The organism is Aliiroseovarius halocynthiae, assembly GCF_007004645.1.
Classification (GTDB): Bacteria; Pseudomonadota; Alphaproteobacteria; order Rhodobacterales; family Rhodobacteraceae; genus Aliiroseovarius; species Aliiroseovarius halocynthiae.
Genome location: NZ_ML660025.1, coordinates 52,765 through 71,411 on the forward strand (window position 1 = coordinate 52,765; position 18,647 = coordinate 71,411).

At 57.3% G+C, this 18,647-nt stretch carries 17 protein-coding genes; 8 read left to right on the forward strand and 9 right to left on the reverse strand.

What is annotated here, in order from left to right:
• The 4 genes from FIL88_RS14245 (at position 1) to FIL88_RS14260 (ending at position 3,542) form a co-directional block, all read left to right on the forward strand.
• Complete coding sequence (locus tag FIL88_RS14245; RefSeq protein WP_142854551.1) at positions 1–1,008, forward strand: ABC transporter permease; 1,008 nt, start codon at positions 1–3, stop codon at positions 1,006–1,008.
• Positions 992–1,795, forward strand: coding sequence for a purine-nucleoside phosphorylase (locus FIL88_RS14250; RefSeq protein ID WP_142854552.1), 804 nt, complete (start codon positions 992–994; stop codon positions 1,793–1,795). The genes FIL88_RS14245 and FIL88_RS14250 overlap by 17 nt, the downstream gene beginning before the upstream one ends.
• 62 nt (positions 1,796–1,857) lie before the next feature.
• Positions 1,858–2,775, forward strand: a complete 918-nt coding sequence (locus tag FIL88_RS14255; RefSeq protein WP_142854553.1) for a sulfite exporter TauE/SafE family protein — start codon at positions 1,858–1,860, stop codon at positions 2,773–2,775.
• On the forward strand, positions 2,775–3,542 hold the full coding sequence (locus tag FIL88_RS14260; protein WP_142854554.1) for a TIGR02186 family protein: 768 nt from the start codon (positions 2,775–2,777) through the stop codon (positions 3,540–3,542). Before FIL88_RS14255 ends, FIL88_RS14260 begins: the two co-directional genes overlap by 1 nt.
• A 220-nt stretch (positions 3,543–3,762) precedes the next feature.
• Here FIL88_RS14260 and FIL88_RS14265 read toward each other — a convergent pair whose 3' ends face one another.
• The 6 genes from FIL88_RS14265 to FIL88_RS14290 form a co-directional block, all read right to left on the reverse strand.
• Entirely contained in the window at positions 3,763–4,491 is a 729-nt protein-coding gene (locus FIL88_RS14265; RefSeq protein ID WP_185960965.1) for an SDR family oxidoreductase, read from the reverse strand.
• Entirely contained in the window at positions 4,484–6,022 is a 1,539-nt protein-coding gene (locus FIL88_RS14270; protein WP_142854555.1) for an ATP-dependent DNA helicase, read from the reverse strand. Before FIL88_RS14270 ends, FIL88_RS14265 begins: the two co-directional genes overlap by 8 nt.
• A 76-nt stretch (positions 6,023–6,098) precedes the next feature.
• On the reverse strand, positions 6,099–6,749 hold the full coding sequence (locus tag FIL88_RS14275; protein WP_142854556.1) for an acyl-homoserine-lactone synthase: 651 nt from the start codon (positions 6,747–6,749) through the stop codon (positions 6,099–6,101).
• An 89-nt stretch (positions 6,750–6,838) separates the two neighbouring features.
• Positions 6,839–7,552, reverse strand: a complete 714-nt coding sequence (locus FIL88_RS14280) for a helix-turn-helix transcriptional regulator (protein ID WP_142854557.1) — start codon at positions 7,550–7,552, stop codon at positions 6,839–6,841.
• 384 nt (positions 7,553–7,936) lie between these two features.
• Positions 7,937–9,226 carry a crotonyl-CoA carboxylase/reductase gene (gene ccrA, locus FIL88_RS14285; RefSeq protein ID WP_142854558.1) on the reverse strand — a complete coding sequence of 430 codons (1,290 nt, stop codon included), beginning with the start codon at positions 9,224–9,226 and terminating at the stop codon, positions 7,937–7,939.
• Positions 9,227–9,368: 142 nt separating this feature from the next.
• The gene (locus FIL88_RS14290; protein ID WP_142854559.1) at positions 9,369–10,814 is read right to left on the reverse strand and encodes a 1-acyl-sn-glycerol-3-phosphate acyltransferase; all 1,446 of its coding nucleotides are present in this window, start codon (positions 10,812–10,814) and stop codon (positions 9,369–9,371) included.
• 217 nt (positions 10,815–11,031) lie between these two features.
• Here FIL88_RS14290 and FIL88_RS14295 point away from each other — a divergent pair, with 217 nt between their 5' ends.
• Entirely contained in the window at positions 11,032–12,996 is a 1,965-nt protein-coding gene (locus FIL88_RS14295; protein WP_142854560.1) for a protein meaA, read from the forward strand.
• An 18-nt stretch (positions 12,997–13,014) separates the two neighbouring features.
• On the opposite strand, the gene FIL88_RS14300 is transcribed toward FIL88_RS14295, so the two are convergent.
• On the reverse strand, positions 13,015–13,539 hold the full coding sequence (locus tag FIL88_RS14300; protein ID WP_246066734.1) for a DUF4329 domain-containing protein: 525 nt from the start codon (positions 13,537–13,539) through the stop codon (positions 13,015–13,017).
• A gap of 45 nt (positions 13,540–13,584) precedes the next feature.
• Between FIL88_RS14300 and deoD the strand changes: the two genes are divergently transcribed.
• On the forward strand, positions 13,585–14,289 hold the full coding sequence (deoD, locus tag FIL88_RS14305; RefSeq protein WP_142854561.1) for a purine-nucleoside phosphorylase: 705 nt from the start codon (positions 13,585–13,587) through the stop codon (positions 14,287–14,289).
• Positions 14,290–14,339: 50 nt separating this feature from the next.
• On the opposite strand, the gene creD is transcribed toward deoD, so the two are convergent.
• A complete protein-coding gene (gene creD / locus FIL88_RS14310) occupies positions 14,340–15,851 on the reverse strand; it encodes a cell envelope integrity protein CreD (RefSeq protein WP_142854562.1) in 1,512 nt (503 codons plus the stop codon).
• A gap of 69 nt (positions 15,852–15,920) precedes the next feature.
• Positions 15,921–16,784, reverse strand: a complete 864-nt coding sequence (locus FIL88_RS14315; RefSeq protein ID WP_142854563.1) for an urea carboxylase-associated family protein — start codon at positions 16,782–16,784, stop codon at positions 15,921–15,923.
• A 96-nt stretch (positions 16,785–16,880) separates the two neighbouring features.
• Here FIL88_RS14315 and FIL88_RS14320 point away from each other — a divergent pair, with 96 nt between their 5' ends.
• Entirely contained in the window at positions 16,881–17,387 is a 507-nt protein-coding gene (locus tag FIL88_RS14320; protein WP_142854564.1) for a DUF2478 domain-containing protein, read from the forward strand.
• A 31-nt stretch (positions 17,388–17,418) separates the two neighbouring features.
• Positions 17,419–18,636 carry an NAD(P)/FAD-dependent oxidoreductase gene (locus FIL88_RS14325; RefSeq protein WP_281281314.1) on the forward strand — a complete coding sequence of 406 codons (1,218 nt, stop codon included), beginning with the start codon at positions 17,419–17,421 and terminating at the stop codon, positions 18,634–18,636.
• Positions 18,637–18,647 lie beyond the last annotated feature (11 nt).

Genomic DNA, 18,647 nt, shown 5'->3' on the forward strand with positions numbered 1-18,647 from the left:
ATGGATTTCCTGACGATCATCCAAATTGCCGATTCGGCTCTGCGCCTTGCTACGCCCCTTTTATTCGCTTGCCTGGCTGGCCTGTTCTCGGAACGCGCCGGGATCTTTGACATCGGGCTTGAAGGCAAGATCCTTGCATCCGCCTTCATGTCAGCGGCGATTGCTTTTGTCACAGGCTCGGTCTGGCTGGGTCTATTGTGTGGTGTCTTCGCGTCGATAAGTTTCTCAGCAGTTCACGGCATGGCTTCGATCACCTTCCGAGGCAACCAGTTGATTTCTGGCGTTGCGCTGAACTTCCTTGCCTCGGGCATCACCGTTCTGGCAGCGCAGGCGTGGTTTGGCCAAGGTGGTCGTACCCCGCCCTTGATGGGCGGCGGTCGCTTTCTGCCAATCGAACTGCCTTTCGCACTTGGCAAATCAGATGCCGAGGCTGCAGGCGTTCCCCTGCGCATCCTGATCGAGCAAGCCAATCCGATCCAGCAAGTCTATTCCGAGTTCATCTCGGGTCACACGGTCCTGGTCTATGTGGCGCTTTTGATGGTGCCGCTGTCATGGTTCGTGCTGTTCCGCACCCGTTTTGGCCTGCGCCTGCGAGCCGTGGGCGAAAACCCGGCCGCTGTCGATACAGCGGGCGTGTCGGTGATCAAGCTGCGTTATGCGGCAATGCTGATTGCAGGGATTCTCTGCGGCCTGTCAGGCGTCTATCTGGCCACCGGCCTTGGCGCTGGATTCATCAAGGAGATGTCAGCAGGGCGTGGCTATATCGCCCTGGCGGCGCTGATCTTTGCAAAGTGGCGACCGGTTACCGCGCTAGGGGCAACCTTCCTGTTTGGCCTTCTTGAGGCCATCGCCAACCGCTATCAGAACATCGACCTTGGCGGCATCGTCATCCCGGTTCAGTTCATGCAGGCCCTGCCCTACATCCTGACCGTGGTGATCCTTGCAGGTTTTGTCGGTTCGTCGGTCGCTCCGAAAGCCGGGGGACAGCCCTATGTCAAAGAACGCTAAGGCACTCGCAGATCAGATCCGTGCATTGGCCGGGTCTGATCCGGTTTCTGTCGGGCTTGTCCTGGGATCCGGCCTTGGCCATCTGGCCGAGGCCGTGGATGGCGTTTCCATCCCCTATGACCAGTTGGATGGCTTTCCGCATGCGGGTGTCTCGGGCCACAACCCGAACCTCGCGATTGGCACCTTGGGCACCACCCGTGTAGCCGTCTTCGGCGGACGCGAGCATTACTATGAAAACGGCCGCTCGGACGCGATGCGCCTGCCGCTGGAAGTTTTGCGTGAACTTGGTGCGGACCGCCTGATCCTAACCAACGCGGCAGGGTCCATGCGCGCGGACATCCCGCCGGGCGATCTGATGCAGATCACCGATCACATCAACTTCTCGGGTCTGAACCCGCTGATCGGCGAGAAAACCGACGCGCGTTTCGTGCCCATGGGCGGGGCCTATGACGCCGAAATGACAGCCCAATTCCAAAGCATCGGGCAGGCCGAGGGCATCGCCCTGCAACAAGGCACATACGCTTGGTATTCAGGGCCATCCTTCGAAACACCTGCTGAAATCCGAGCCATCCATACGCTGGGCGCGGACGCCGTTGGCATGTCGACGGTGCCCGAAGTGATTCTGGCACGCTTCCTTGGATTGCGCGTTGCGGGCTTCTCGACCATCACCAACATGGCCCAAGGACTGTCCGACGAGGTGATCAGCCACGAGCACACTAAAAAAATGGCACCACTTGGCGCCGAAAAGCTGGAAAAACTGGTTCGTAGCTACTTAACGCGTGACTAAGCGGCGCAATTCGCGCAATTAATGTGCCAACAGTCAAACCCTAAGATCAGAGTAGCCTCCACATGCAGATTTACCTGCCGATTGCCGAAGTGTCCGTGAATGCGTTCCTTCTGCTAGGGCTTGGGGGTATTGTCGGCATTTTGTCGGGCATGTTTGGCGTTGGGGGCGGCTTTTTGATGACGCCCCTGCTGTTCTTCATCGGCATTCCGCCCGCCGTCGCTGTGGCGACCGAAGCAAACCAGATTGTTGCAAGCTCTTTCTCGGGCGTTTTGGCGCACCTCAAGCGAAAGACGGTGGACCTTCGAATGGGGGGCGTTTTGCTGGTGGGCGGCCTAATTGGTGCCGCACTGGGTGTGCAGCTGTTCAACGCACTGAAAGCCATTGGTCAGGTCGACCTGCTGGTGAAGCTTTCATATGTTCTGTTTTTGGGCATCATCGGGTCATTGATGTTCGTCGAAAGCTTGCGTGCATTGATGAAATCACGCGGTGGCAACAGCGTGCCAAAGCGGCGCAAGCACACATGGGTGCACAACCTGCCCTTCAAGATGAAGTTCCGCACGTCGGGTCTGTATATCTCGGTCATTCCGCCAATCCTGGTCGGGGTTCTGGTCGGTATTCTGGCCGCGATCATGGGTGTGGGCGGAGGTTTCATCATGGTGCCGGCCATGATCTATCTGCTTGGAATGCCGACGAAAGTCGTCGTTGGAACGTCGCTGTTCCAGATCATCTTCGTCACGGCATTCACCACACTTCTACACGCCACCACGAACTTCACCGTGGATATGGGGCTGGCGGTTTTGCTACTGATCGGGGGCGTGATCGGCGCTCAGATCGGCGCGCGCATCGGCGTGCGATTGAAGGCCGAACAGCTGCGCGTCCTACTTGCACTTATGGTTCTGGTGGTCTGCGGCAAACTGGGGCTGGATTTATTGATCCAACCAGCCGAACTGTTTGAAATTGGCGCGGCGGGGGGCCACTGATGCTGCGTTTCCTAACCATCCTGACAGTGATCCTGCTGACCTCCCTGCCCGCTCGTGCGGAAGAAATCGTGGCAGGCCTAAGCCAAAACCGTGTTTCCATCACCGCAACCTTCGTTGGGTCCGAGATCCTGATCTTCGGCGCTGTGAAACGCGACAGCCCGCCGCCCCTAGATTTGCCGCTTGAGGTCGTCGTTGTCGTAGAAGGCCCCAGTGCACCTATAACCGTGCGAAAAAAAGACAAACGCTTTGGAATCTGGGTAAACACCGACGCAATGGAATTGGCTGCCGCGCCCAGCTTTTATGCCGTCGCATCATCGGCCTCGCTGGATCAGAGCATTTCCACGCTCGAAGACTTTCGGCACCTGATCTCAGTTGAGCGCTCAATCCAGATTTCGGATAACCCGTTCAACATCGACGACCCCCGAGAATTCACGGATGCCTTGATCCGAATTCGCGAGAAATCTGGCCTCTACAAACGCTTGGAAAAGACCGTCAAGCTGACTGAAGACACGCTGTTTGAAACCCGTGTGGCCCTGCCAGCGAACCTGACGGAAGGCGACTATCGCACCCGTATCCTGTTGACGCGCGGGGGTGACGTTACATCCGAATATGAAACGGTGATTAATGTCCAAAAGGTCGGCTTGGAACGCTGGATCTTCAATTTGGCGCATGAGAAACCGCTGATCTATGGCCTTCTGTCTTTGGTCATCGCGATTGCTGCGGGCTGGGGTGCATCTGCTGCCTTCCGCATGATCCTACGTACCTGATAATTTCGCACCACTCCCGCGCCCTTACGTCCATTGGCCGACGGGCTTGGGTATGGCCGCGCGATGCGCGGCGGATATCATGCCTCCAGCGGAGATATGTCCAAAAAGTAAAATCGCCATTCGCATTTTCTTGTTCTAAATATCTTGGGGTGAATGCGCAAAGCGCAGAGGGGCGAAGCCCCTTTTAGGCTCACGAAGTGAGCCACCGAACGCCCTTACTCTAACCGCGCCCAATATAGGGCATTTTGGTCGCCATTACCGTCATGAACTGTACATTCGCCTCGGGTGGTAACGTGGCCATGTGCCAGACCGAGCGCGCGACCTCATCCACATCCATCGACGGGGGTGGCGCATGTCCGCTGTCGACAGCGGCGTCAATGATCCCTTGCAGCAGATCTGTACGGGCATTTCCAACATCAATCTGCCCACAGGCGATGTCGAATGGGCGCCCATCAAGGCTAAGCTGTCGTGTCAGCCCCGTAATCCCATGTTTCGTCACCGTATAGGTCACAGCCCCCTCTCGCGGGACATGAGCGCTGATAGAACCGTTATTGATGATACGTCCCCCTTGCGGGGATTGTGCCCGCATCTGGGCAAAGGCAGCGCGTGCGCTCAGGAACATGCCGGACAGATTGACGGACACAGCATGTGCCCAATCCTCGACCGACACGTTGTCTATCGTGGCCGCAGGCGTAAACAGTCCTGCATTATTGAACAGCACGTCCAAGCGGCCAACCACCTCAACGAACTGGGCGAATGCAGCTTCTATCTGTTCTGGGTCGGAAACATCGGCCACCAGAACATGGGCATTTCCCCTCCCGGCGGCAACGTCCTCTAGAACCTTTTTGCGCCGGGCCAACAGACCGACGGTCCACCCCTTCGCCAGAAACAACTCGGCCACGGCACGACCAATGCCAGCGCTGGCCCCGGTGATCAGGATGCTAGGCATCAGCGCCTCCTTGCGCTTCAAGCGTTAGGGCCGCGGGCTTGGCTGGCAGGTCTGCTGTTGACAAGCCCCCTTGCGGGCGCGCCATGGCATAGCGCGTCACCCAATGAAGCCGCGTTTCTGCCCGGGTGATCGCCACATAGGCCAGTCGCTTCCACAGCGGCAAACCGGCCTCTGAACGCCCTGCCCACGCAGCGGCGGCGATGTCAGGGGCGAACACCTGTACTTCGGGCCATTGCGAGCCCTGCGCCTTGTGAATTGTCACTGCCGCCCCATGCAGGAAGGCTGCCCCCATTCGGGCCGCGAAAGGGATGAACGGCTCTTCCTCGTCCGGTTTTTCGATCTTTACAATGGATGCCGCTGACACTTGGGGATCTTCTGCCCCAAGCACATGCAAACGCGAGAATCCGGGCCGCTTCCCCGGCCCCAGATAAACGCATTGTGCACCCTTGATCAGGCCGCGCGCCTCAAGATCAATACGCTTTTTTCGGTGCTTCAAAGGCAGCTCAATCCCGTCACAGATCAGGGGTTCGCCCGGCAGAAGCTCGATCTCGGGCGCGTGGAAGGCGGATCGGAACGCCTGAATCAGCCGCACCCGTGTTTTGTTGCGCCACACCAATACCGGCGAGCGTGCCATGAGATCCGCATTGGCACGCGGCGAGACGACGACGCGATCATCTTGCGCAGCTGCCTGATGGATCATCCGTTCGAAGCCATCGAAATCAAGGCTGTCATCCGCCAAAGCATGTGCCAAATCCAAAATGGGGTTATCGTCTTCCTGCCGGTGAATGCGATGCAGGACCTGTTTACGTGGCCCCTTGATGCCCTCAAACACCATCTTCCCGGACTGTCCAACCGGGGCAAGCTGAGCGGGGTCTCCGAACAGGACCAGCGTCGGGAAAATCTCGCACAGGTCATTGAACTGCTTTTCATCCAGCATCGAGCTTTCGTCGACGAAACCGATGTCCAGCGGATCATCGCGCCGTTTCCACCCAGTTATGAAGTCAGATCCTCGCAGCCCAGCCGCTGCCAAGGCACCGGGAATGGACTTCTGTGTTTGATAAAACGTATAGGCCCGTTCCAAAGCCTCGTCTGTCAGGCCTTCTATCTCGGGCCGGTCGCCATTTCCGGCCAGCCACTCTGCAATCTTTTCGTATTCGGGATCATAGACAGGCGTATAGAGGATACGGTGAATGGTCGTCGCGGGCACGCCGCGATTACGCAACACGCTGGCTGCTTTGTTGGTCGGCGCCAGAATGGCAAGCGTCCGGCGTTCCTTGCGCCGTTTGCCTTCATAATCGCCCGAAATCACGTCGACGCCCGCATCTTCCAATGCGCGATATAACTCGGCCAGCAGAAGGGTTTTGCCCGATCCCGCCTTGCCGATCACCGCCATCACCTGCGACTTGCCATCAGCAACAGGGGTCAACAGCGAATCATCAAGGTTCACACCGGACAGGCGCAGCATCTCGGCCACGCGGTCGTGGGCTTCGGCCTGATCGTCCGAAAATGTAACAGGGGAACGGTTGGTCATGGCGCGACCCTATCGCGCCACCAAGGGCAGCACCAGCGCCCGAAGACGCTGGTCGCCGATTTTTCTCAGGATTTGATCAGGCGGTACGCGGCAACTTTTGCGGCGCCGGCATGCGGTCTACTGTCGACAACGAATAACGCAGCCATCCCTGACTGGTTTCACGCGTCACGCCGACCTTTTTCAGGGTCGGTTCAAACGCACTGGCATCCATCGACCACAGACCAACACCGATCCGGTCGCGCCCTTCACCTGCCATACCGATCACGTCCGGCTCCAGCCCCATCAGACGGTAGATACGCTCCATCCGCGGGTCGAAGACACCGACATAGTGTTCCAGCTTGAATGTATCCATGATTTCGCCCGCGCCAAGCGCCAGCGCAGCCGATGCACGACGATCTGCACTTGGGGAAAGGCAGAAGCGGGTACATTCCCAAATCAGGGGGCTTTCAATGTGAACGCCATCGGTCAGATGACTGAAGTGGTCATTCACCATCGTCTGCCCAACGGTAGGTAGAAACCGCATGGATCCGCCGTGACGGCCATCGGCCTGTTCCCAGATGACATAAAGCGGGTTCATGTCGTCGTATTCGTCACGTTCCAACCCGTTCTCATCGACCGAAACAGACCAGCCAAGACGGCGCGAGAATTGTTCCGCCCGATCTTGAAACATGGTTTCAGCCAGCAGAGGGAATTTCGAAAGATCGTTGCCATAGAGATAACGCAGCATGAGTGGAGCTCCTTTGTCCGTGTGATTAACGGGACAATGCTCGCTTCTTAGTTAACGTATGGCAAATACATCGTGAGGTAGAATGGGCACTAAATGATAATAAGGCCTGATGACAGCGCCCGAGCAACTGCATGAGTTGTGTTCATTGCACCCAGTTTGTGGCGTGCACTTTCAATGTAAACGCGCAAAGTATGTTCCGAGATATTTAGCTCAGCTGCCGCCTGCGCGCGGCTCATTCCCTTTGCAAGGCAGCTCATCGAGGCCAACTCACGAGGCGAAAGTGAAGGCACGCTTCCTTCGTCTCCCCCCTGTTCAAACTCTAACGCCTTTTTGTTGAACTCATGTCCAAGGATCATCAGGTCACGGGAGTTGTCGCCAATGAACTGAGCCCATTCTTTGTCACCAAGCGACGCGTTCAATGTAAACAGCGCAAACTGCCCATTAGGGCCACGTATAGGAATCGTGTAGCCCTGATTGCCCAAACCATGGTCCAAAGCGTCCTGCCACATTTCGCGCGCAGGCTTCGAGGACCAATCGAGTTCGGTCCAGGAAACAGGCGTAAATCTTTGAAAGCAGCCGAAAATAACGGGGTCCAGCCGAAGATAGTCTTTCTCAAGATACCGGTCCACCCATTCGGCCGAATAGGTGCCAGCGCCATAGCGCTCGCCGACGGAGTTCACCCAATGATAAACTGTATGCTCGACTTTATAGTGGTCCCGCAGGCCCTCAAGAACAGCCTGCAGGTCTTCAAGCGTGGCCGCCGCTTGCAAGGTAGAGAGAAGGTCTTCGAGCCGATTCGTCATAGGTGCGCGCGTTCTCCCTCTTCTCGCGAGACAGGTTTGAAATCTCGGTCAAAGCGATGAGCCGCGCATCATCCAGTTGTTCCGCCGTAACACTTAGACCATTCTGTTCAGCATAGGCCATGAGGTCCGTAAGTACATCCACAATCCATTTATCTGGCACAACAAAACCCCTTTAAAGTGAAGCTAGTGACAACTTTAGCAGGTATAATTGTGCCGTCTAACTCGCAGAATGAAACTCCCCATATATAGCGAGGTTGCGAGTTGTGATAAAATTACCTTACCTAGGGGAAATTCGATATTTTCGAACAAAGGCGACTCACAAAAACGAATCAAAAACCGCCACCTGAGAAAGGCGGCGGTTAAATTTGAAGGTAGCTACAGCGTCTATTTTGGGCCGGCTTCCAATGCGTCTTCGAAAGTGCGCAGACCGGTTTTCGGCGCTTGAACCAAGACCGACATGTTGCCGGGCTTATGTTCGTTCCGATACATCTTCATGTGTGCATCAGGAATCTCGGCCCACGGGAACACTTCCGACATATAGGGGTCGATACGACGCTCGATCATCAGTTTGTTCGCTGCAGCTGCTTGCTTCAGGTGCGCAAAGTGCGAGCCCTGCAAACGCTTCTGATGCATCCAAGTATAGCGGACATCGAAGGTACAGTTGAAACCGGTCGTCCCGGCGCAGATCACAACCATACCACCTTTTTTACAGACTAGGTTCGACACAGGGAACGTTGATTCACCGGGGTGTTCAAACACGATGTCCACGTTGTTGCCCTTGCCGGTGATGTCCCAGATGGCCTTACCGAAGCGGCGGGCTTCTTTAAACCATACGTCGTATTCTGGCGTGTTCACGGTGGGCAATTGCCCCCAGCAGCTGAAGTCCTTGCGGTTGATCACGCCCTTGGCGCCCAGCCCCATCACGAAGTCACGCTTGCTTTCGTCCGAGATCACACCAATGGCGTTGCCACCTGCGGCGTTGATCAGCTGAATGGCGTACGATCCCAGACCGCCCGACGCACCCCAGACCAGAACGTTCTGACCGGGCTTCAGCTCGTGCGGATGGTGACCGAACAACATGCGATATGCGGTGGCCAGCGTCAGCGTGTAGCAAGCGCTTTCTTCCCAGGTCAGGTGCTTGGGGCGGTGCAGCAGCTGCTGCGCCTGAACGCGGGTGAACTGAGCGAAAGACCCATCAGGGGTCTCGTATCCCCAGATCCGCTGGCTGGGCGAGAACATGGGATCGCCACCGTTACATTCTTCGTCATCACCGTCATCTTGGTTACAGTGGATGACAACTTCATCACCCACTTTCCAGCTTTTCACCTTGTCACCAACAGCCCAAACGATACCCGACGCATCCGAGCCAGCGATGTGGTAATCCTGCTTGTGCACATCAAACATGCTGACCGGAACACCCAGACCGGCCCAGATGCCATTGTAGTTCACACCAGCTGCCATCACCAGAACCAGCACTTCATGGCTGTCCAGCTTGGGGGTCTCGACGACCTCGACCTGCATGGCTTGATTGGGTTCACCCTGACGGTCGCGGCGGATTGCCCACGCATACATTTGTGCGGGGACGTGACCGAGCGGGGGCATTTCACCAATCTCGTAAAGATCTTTCTTCGGGGCATCGTATTCGGCGATGCCGGTTTGCGTGTCCAAAGCCATGGCGGCCTCCTGATCTTGCGCGTTTTGATTCTATCGCCGCAATGCAGAATTGCGGCTGCTAGTGCAGCATTACGGATCAGTAAGCAAGAATGCAACATCAATTAGTGCATTTTTGTAATTTTATGTCGCGACGGATTTTCCGTCAGGGCAAGATCGCCGCATCTGCCACCTCGGCAGGCGTCAGATTCGAGATGTGAATTGGCTCGATATCATCACTCAAATGCGCGATCGAGTTTGCGTAATAGGCAAGGATCAAACGGTCCGGTGCGTGCACGCTATAGGTTGCACGCTCCCCTTCGCCGGTCTTGATAATCAACTTACGTAACAACAGTTCACGCAGCCCCACCTTTGCGGCATAGGCATTGTCACTGCGTGGCAGATGTACATGTGCTCCGCGCGCATCCATGGACTGGATTAGATCCTGAAACTTCTGCGTGATCTGATCATCCGTAAGCCCGTCTTGTGCCAGCAATATGGCAGAAACCACTGGAACCGGCAGCACTGGGACGACATCTCGTATCCGCCCCATCAGCGCTTCCCCCAATGGTTCCAATATATCTTCCGGCGCGTTGTCGCCCAGAAAATCGACCAAGGACACAGGATCGCCGAACGACACCGATGCATAACCAAAGCGGTGGAACCGGCCCGTTACCCGTTGCCACAGATGCCGACCCACATGGCGCGCGACATATTTGAACCGCAGTCCAAAACGGCGGCTTCCCTTGATGTCGGCAGACACCAACACCCGGTCTTCCAGCACGCGGTCATAGTTCATTGCAACCGGGATAAAGACCACATTGCGGCTTTCCCCCGGCACGAAATCCTGCACGATATAGCTGAGCAACCCAAGTTTCGGCGCACCAACTTCCCCGTTCAGGCTTAACCCGCCCTCGGGGAACATGGCTTGCGTCACCCCGCCATCGGTCGCCATACGCACGTAGCGTGACAGCACTTTACGATAGAGGTTGTTACGACTTTTGCGCCGGATGAAATATGCCCCCATCGAGCGAATAAGCGTCCGCAGCGGCCAGACCCGTGCCCATTCCCCCACCGCATAAGACAGGTGGGAGCGCTCAGCTGCCAGCCAAGTCACCAGTACATAGTCCATGTTTGACCGGTGGTTCATGACGAAAACCACAGTGGCGTCCGGATCGATCTCGCTTAATCGTGCTGCGTCAAACGCCCCCAACCGCACACGATAGAAGGCGCGGCTTAGAAGTTTCGCCATCCGTATGCCGAACCCGAAATAGGCCGTAGCCGAGAAACGAGGCACAATCTCGCGTGCATAGCGCTGCGCCTTCTCGAACGCAACTTGCTCGGGGATGCCTGCCTTGCGCGCATGTTCAACAATGGCCTTGGCCACTTCCGGATCATAGGACAGCCGCTGCACCATGTCATAGCGCCGTGCCAGTTTGAACGGCTCGATTGGCCGTTCCAGACGTTCGTTCAACCGCGCAACCGCCCGTTCAAGCCGTTTACGAAAGAACCAGCGCACCGAAGGAAACAAGAAATGGGATGCGAAGGTCACCGTGGCGAAAGCCAAGATAAGAACCAGCAACCAAAGAGGAAGTTCCACCACACGCGTCATGTAAAATCTGTCTCACCATTTTGCACAAAGGTAAAGCAACACCTGCCCCCCCAAGCGCAGCGAGGGCCACCCCCAACTGGTTTCAAGGCCCAAAGGGCCGACGCATTCCAGGCGGGAGCGCCACGTCACGTAACTTTATTCCCTCCATTTTACCCCTTGCGTAATTTTCTTGCGCAACTAAAAATGCTGCAGCGCAACAAAACGGTGAGTCTCTGCCATGTCGTCCAACACCATCCGCCCCTGGCTTTTCCGCACCTATGCCGGTCACTCGACCGCCAAGGCCTCGAACGAACTGTATCGCACCAATCTGGCCAAAGGTCAGACCGGGCTGTCGGTCGCGTTCGACCTGCCGACCCAGACGGGATATGACAGCGATCACAAATTGTCGCGGGGTGAAGTGGGCAAGGTTGGCGTGCCGCTTAGCCATCTGGGCGACATGCGCGCGCTGTTTGACAACATCCCGCTTGAGCAGATGAACACCTCGATGACGATCAACGCCACTGCGCCGTGGCTGCTGTCGCTTTATATCGCCGCCGCTGAAGAACAGGGCGCGGATGTCTCGAAGCTGCAAGGCACAGTCCAAAACGACATCATCAAGGAATACCTGTCGCGCGGCACCTATGTCTGCCCGCCCGAACCCAGCCTTCGCATGATCACGGACGTGGCTGCATATACGCGCGAGCATCTGCCGAAATGGAACCCGATGAACGTGTGTTCCTATCACTTGCAAGAAGCCGGAGCGACGCCGGAAGAAGAGCTTGCCTTCGCGCTTGCCACTGCCATCGCCGTTCTGGATGACCTGAAAAACAAGGTCCCCGCCGAGGCCTTCCCCGCCATGGTCGGCCGTATCAGCTTCTTCGTGAACGCCGGCATCCGCTTCGTCACCGAGATGTGCAAGATGCGTGCTTTTGTCGAGCTGTGGGACGAAATCACCCGCGAGCGCTATGGCGTTGAAGATCCGAAATTCCGCCGCTTCCGCTATGGTGTGCAGGTGAACAGCCTTGGCCTGACCGAGCAGCAGCCGGAAAACAACGTCTACCGCATTTTGATCGAAATGCTGGCCGTGACGCTGTCAAAAAACGCGCGTGCGCGCGCGGTGCAGCTGCCCGCATGGAACGAAGCGCTTGGCTTGCCCCGCCCGTGGGACCAGCAATGGTCGCTGCGCATGCAGCAGATCTTGGCTTATGAAACCGACCTTCTGGAGTTCGACGACCTCTTTGACGAAAACCCCGCCGTGGAACGCAAAGTGGCCGAGCTGAAAGACGGTGCACGTGCCGAACTGGCCCAGATCGACGGGATGGGCGGAGCAGTTGCTGCCATCGAATACATGAAGTCGCGTCTGGTGGAATCCAACGCCGCCCGCATCGGCAAGATCGAGATCGGCGACACCACCGTGGTTGGCGTGAACAAATGGCTAGAGACCACCGAAAGCCCGCTGACCGCTGGGGATGGGGCCATCATGGTTGCAGATAAAGAAGCCGAAGCGGATCAGATCGCTCGTTTGGAACAATGGCGCGTGGATCGTGACGACAAGGCTGTTCAGGACGCTCTGAACGCCCTTCGAGCCGCCGCCAAGTCGGGCGAAAACATCATGCCGTCCTCGATCGCCGCCGCCAAAGCCGGCGTGACCACAGGTGAATGGGGCGAAGTGATGCGCCAGACCTTTGGCCAGTATCGCGCGCCGACTGGCGTGTCGAAGAACCCGTCAAACCGCACCGAAGGCTTGGACGAAATCCGCAACCGTGTCGACGCTGTATCGGACGCTCTGGGTCGCCGCCTGACCTTCTTGGTCGGCAAACCGGGACTGGACGGACACTCGAACGGTGCTGAACAAATCGCCGCCCGCGCCCGCGATTGCGGCATGGACATCACATATGAAGGCATCCGCCTGACACCGGAAGAGCTGGTGGCCTCGGCCATTGAAACCAAGGCCCATGTGGTTGGCCTGTCGATCCTATCGGGCAGCCACATCCCGCTTTTGGAAGAGCTGATAGAGCGTATGAAAGCGGCAGGTTTGGGCGAGGTACCGGTTGTGGCCGGCGGCATCATCCCCGACGAAGACGCCGAGCGTCTGCGCGCCATGGGCGTTGCCAAGGTCTATACACCGAAGGATTTCGAGCTGAACACGATCATGGAAGACATCGTGACGCTGGTTGCGCCATCTTCAGTCGCGGCCGAGTAATTCCGTTGGGGGCGGGTGTCACTCGTCCCCTTCTTCAAGTTTCTTAACCAACTCATCATAGTGATAGCTTCCGGCGACATACCCCATGTCGCCTGGCACAAATTCCGTGTCCATTGGCAGACACCCGATCCCACATATCTGTGTGGTCACCATATCTTCGGTATCAATATACCAAAGCCGCCCACCGGGTGTGGCGACCCAGCCGTCGATCCCTTCGGCTTCATCCCCTTCCATGTCATTCCCCGAGGGCACTTCATTGGCATAGTCCGTCGTGAACGCACCATGGGTGTGATACGATGACAGGATGGTCACAAGGTTTTCGGGGTCATCAGGCAAGCAAGAATCCCGTTTTCCCGGCGCTGGACGTGACGCCACAAGTGCGCCGTCCGCATCATACCCGATATACCCGCAATACTCGCGGTTCCAGCGGATCGACTTCGGCTGCAACTGCGCAAAGACTTGTTTCACCAGCGTCACCTCGGCTGCCTCTTGCGCATGGGTGATACTTGGCATGATAAAGAATGGTAATATGATCCAGCGCACGGGGGACTCCTTTGCCTGTGAATCTCATGAGTATAGGAGCTGACCATGACCGTCCATATCGGGGCCGAGAAAGGCCAAATCGCTGAAACCGTGCTGATGCCGGGTGACCCCTATCGCGCCCGCTGGGCGGCCGAAAACTTTCTTGAAGGGGCCGAGTTGGTCAACGAGGTGCGCGGAATGCTGGGCTTTACCGGCACATATAAAGGCAATCGCGTTACCATTCAGGGATCGGGCATGGGGATGCCGTCAATCTCGATCTACGCGAACGAGCTGATCCGTGACTATGGCGCGAAAACACTGATCCGGATTGGGTCATGCGGTGGGATGCAGCCACAGGTTAAAATTCGCGACGTCGTCATCGCGATGACCTGCACCACAGTGGCCACACCGTCGTCGACCATGTTCCGCGAGCTGAACTATGCGCCCTGTGCCGATTTCGGCCTGCTGGAAGCCGCCGTGTCTGCTGCACGTGGACGCGATGTTGGCGTGCATGTCGGCGGGATTTATTCTTCGGATACGTTCTATGACGAACGGCCGGACCTGAACGAACAGATGACCCGCCACGGTATTCTGGGGGTCGAGATGGAGGCCGCCGAGCTGTACACGCTGGCCAACCGCTATGGTGTGCGGGCATTGGGGATCATGACCGTTTCGGACCACCTGCAAACAGGCGAGGCGCTGCCATCAGACCAACGCGAGAAGACGTTTGGAGACATGGTTGAAATCGCGCTTGAAGCTGCGTTTGCCTGATCGCCAACCCCAGCAGGAAATGTAAAGAGGCGCCCGGGGCGCCTCTTTTTTTAGTCTTCTTTGGACAGCGTTGGCCATGGCCCTTCAGATTTGGTCGCCGCCGCTGTGGCCAGTGGGTCCTCTGCCGTTTGCGCGGGGTCTGCATCTTTCGGAACCTCTGGCCCTTTCGGGACCTCAGTGGATTTGGGCGTCCGTTTGCCAAACAGCCCCTGTCCTGGCCCATCTTCGCCGTACCATTCCTCGTTCCGCGTGGCGTACATGGTCGCCCCGATTGCAATGAAGGCCAGCGTCGCCCCTGCCAGCAATGCATAATCGGTGGAATAGAGGATCAAATAGAGCACCGCATATAACAGCACCAACATGCCCCCCAGCACCCATGTGCGGGATCCAAGTTTCAGCGCGAACCGCCCGAACATCAGCAGCAACAGGATCAAGGCCGCAGCCGACCCGATATAGGCAGCGGTGAAGCCGATCTGTTCGGCATAAGCCAGCATCAGAAGCGTGAAGACCGCCTGCGACAACCCGATCAGCAGATACTGAACTGGGTGCACCGGACGCTTGCTTTGCATATCGATCAGCAGCACCGTCAAGAATGTCAGGGACACGAACAGAATGCCATATCGCGCCGCACGCCAGGCTTTCTGATAAAAATCATTGGGTTGATAGAAGCTAACGCCAAAAGACGTGTCCCGCCGCGCAGTCGGTTCATAATCCACGCGCGAAATTTGTGGCAGACTGCGGGCCAGATGCGGGATCGTCCATTTGGCCGTGAACCCATCTTCGGAAATCTCGGACCCATCTGGCAGGAACGCTCCGCCAAAGCTGGGATCCGGCCAGTCGCTGTTCATCTCGACAGTCGAGATACGCCCGACTGGTGCCACGCGCAGCTGCGCCGCACCGTTCAGGCCCAGCACCAGATCAAATGCGTTCTGAGCTTTTCCGCCGGACAATCTGGCAACCAATCCCGCCCCTTCGCCCAAAGGCTCCATCAGGACCTCGTTCCCGTCGGACATCAAGCGCGCTTCCCCCCGCAACGCCCGGTTCGAACTGACCGTCAATCGCAAGTCGGCTTCGCCCCAAACGGCAAACTCGCCTTCGTCCAGAGTGGCTTCGACCCGATCGAATGGGAACGTCGTCGCGATATTGGTTTTCGCCTGATAGACGGGCACCTGAAAAATTCCACGATGGCGCATCTGGGTTTCGGTCGAGATCTGCACGTCGAACACATCTGGGTAGATGTACAATGGCTCTCGGTTCTCGATCTGCTCTACTTCGACAAGCTTTTGCAAATTCTTACCGGTCTCTTTATCGCGCATAATAAGACCGGTGGCTTTGTCGATCACATTATGAAGCTCGGTCACGGTTACCCGCGCCTTGACCGGGATGACAACTTTGGGCCCCGAGATCGTCTGCTCGCCCCCCCATTCCTGCCCGACCGAACGGACCGTATCTTCGGAATAGTGTTTCCGCGAATTCACGATGTCCGACACCATCGTCAAGGGGATGAACATCACAAGGCACAGAACGCCCACAATTATAAACCGCCAGCCGAGGGATCGCATGGCAAACTCCTTCTTGCATTCAGCCCCTACACTATGGGTTGCAGTCAAAGACGCAAGCTGGGGAAATCCTTAGCGTCCATGGCTTTGGTCATATCCATTCACTGGCGGCGATTGCCAGTCGCCCAGCGCGCCAGCCGCTGGCGCGAAGACCTCGACCAACAACGGGTAGCAGGCTGCACTGTCCGAACTATGCCGATCCGAGCAATCTCCTCCGGGGCAGGCGCTGAGCGCGCCCAAAAGATTAATTTCCGCAAAGAATTCAAGATAATCGCCGGGACGCACCGGGCTGGCCTTCATGAAATACTGCCCAGTATCTCGGGTGAACCCCGTGCACATGAAGACGTTCAGAACATCATGAACATGCGGCTGTGCCTCGTCCAGTGAACAGCCCAGATGATCGGCCAAGGCGCGGGTCAGGTTGGAATGGCAGCAGTGATGATACTGCCCGCCTGACAACAAGTTATTCGTATAAGGATCACAGCGCGTGCCGATCACATCATGGACCGAGCCGCCAAATTCGTCGAACCCATACCAATCCAGCGAGTCATCAACGATCGTCGCCATGGGCCGCATCGCCGGAAAACTGGCCCACATCCGGTCAGACACCGACAGATGCGTCCCGTGCAACGCGCGCGTTTTGCCCGAATAGAACCGCTCGGACAGGTCGTCGGCGTTCCACAGGTTCAAATCCCCCACCTGCGGCCCCTGAACTGAAGAAATACGAAAGAATTGGCCCGCGGGCACGCTGAATGTCCGCGCATCTCGGGCTGGGACCAGAACCTCGTCCACCTTCTGCGCCGTTGCACGTGCCGCCTGATAAAGATCCAGATCCGGCGGTGTCAAACCGTCGACCGGATAGCAAATGACCGGCTTAACAGCTTTACGGGCATCCGCATCAGCGGGATCATCATGGGACGGGATCTGAGGTTTCATATGGCGCTCCAACTGACTGCGGTCATGAAGACATGTCGCGCGCATGATTGACAAGCCCCAGAAGGATTGCCAAGTCAGTCTTAAAGGGAGCAGCCGATGAAACTTGCATATGTAATTGCGCCCGGTCGGGGCACGACGAACCTTCTGCTGGCGGGTGTGGCGCAGGCCTTGACCGATCAAGATGTGACCCTGTGTGGCACGGTGCAGCTGGACACAGAACGGGCCGAAGAACATCACTGCGATATGGATGTCTTGGTGCTGCCCGACGGGCCTAAAATTCGTATCAGCCAGTATCTTGGCGCCAATGCGCGGGGGTGCAAGCTGAACCCCGAGGCACTGGAAACAGCCGTGGGCCAGACCGAGGAACGTCTGCGCAACGGGGCTGATCTGCTGCTGGTCAACAAGTTCGGCAAGCAAGAGGCCGAAGGCCGCGGGTTCCGCGAAGCCATTGGGCAAGCTTTGGCACAAGACATTCCCGCCATTATCGGGCTAAGCGAAGGGTCACGCGACGCGTTCATGGCCTTCGTGGGAGAAGCGGAAGAAATCGCACCAGATCATGACGCCGTGCTGGACTGGGCTTTGTCCGCCACCGGTCGCGCGTGATCAGGCGTACCCCCAACAACAGGAGCCCTCAGTGAGCCAACGGACGTTCCGCACCCAGCCCGAACACAACACCTATGACGTCGTGATTGTCGGGGGCGCCATCATGGGATCCTCGGTCGCATGGTGGTTGTCGCAAAACGTGGACTTCGATGGGCGAATTCTTGTCATCGAGCGCGATCCCAGCTTCGAACAGTGTTCGACGGCACATACAAATTCCTGCATTCGGCAGCAGTTTTCCGAGCCTTTGAACGTAAAATCTTCACAGTTCACACTTCAGTTCATAAAAGGCCTGCGTACCAATATGGGTGGGGATGAGCGTGTCGAAAACCTGTCCGTTCAAGATTTCGGATACCTATATCTGGCCGATAACCACGCACGGGCCGAGGAACTGAAAGCCGCCCAAGCCATGCAATCGGCACTTGGCGCGGGCACGCGCATTCTAACCCGTGACGAACTGGCCGAGGCCTTCCCGTTCTATGATCTGAACGACATCATTCTCGGCAGTCACGGCACCAAGGACGAAGGCTATTGGGACGGAGGCGCGCTGTTCGATTGGTTCCGCCGCAAAGCCATCGAGGCGGGTGTGGAATACCTGTCGGGCGACGTTACGGACGTTCAGACAGATGGTGCACGCGCCACCTCGGTCACGCTTTTGGATGGCACACAAATCGGCTGCGGCCACTTGGTCAACGCCGCAGGCCCTCGCGCGGCGCTTCTGTCGAAAATGGCTGGGCTGGACGTGCCGATTGAACCTCGCAAACGCTTCACTTGGGTGTTCAGCGCAGCCAATCCGTTGGACCGCCCCCTGCCCCTGACCGTAGACCCAAGTGGCATCCACTTTCGTCAGGACGGGCCGGAAACCTATATGGTAGGTGCCGCGCCGCATGACGACGTGGCCGTCGCGCCGGATGATTTCCACATGGACCACAGTATCTGGGAAACCCATGTCTGGCCGCATATCGCCACCCGCATTCCCCAGTTCGAGGCGTTGAAAATCGTCACCGAATGGGCGGGGCATTATGCCTATAACACGCTGGACCAGAACGCCATTCTTGGACCGCACCCAGACATTGAAAACTTCCAGTTTATCAATGGGTTCTCGGGTCACGGGCTTCAACAAGCGCCTGCAATGGGACGCGGGTTGGCCGAGATAATCGCCCATGGCGGTTATCGCAGCATGGATTTGTCCCCGTTTGGATATGAGCGGATCGTCACCGGCACCCCTTTTGGTGAGAGCGCCGTGATCTAATCAGCCGCGCC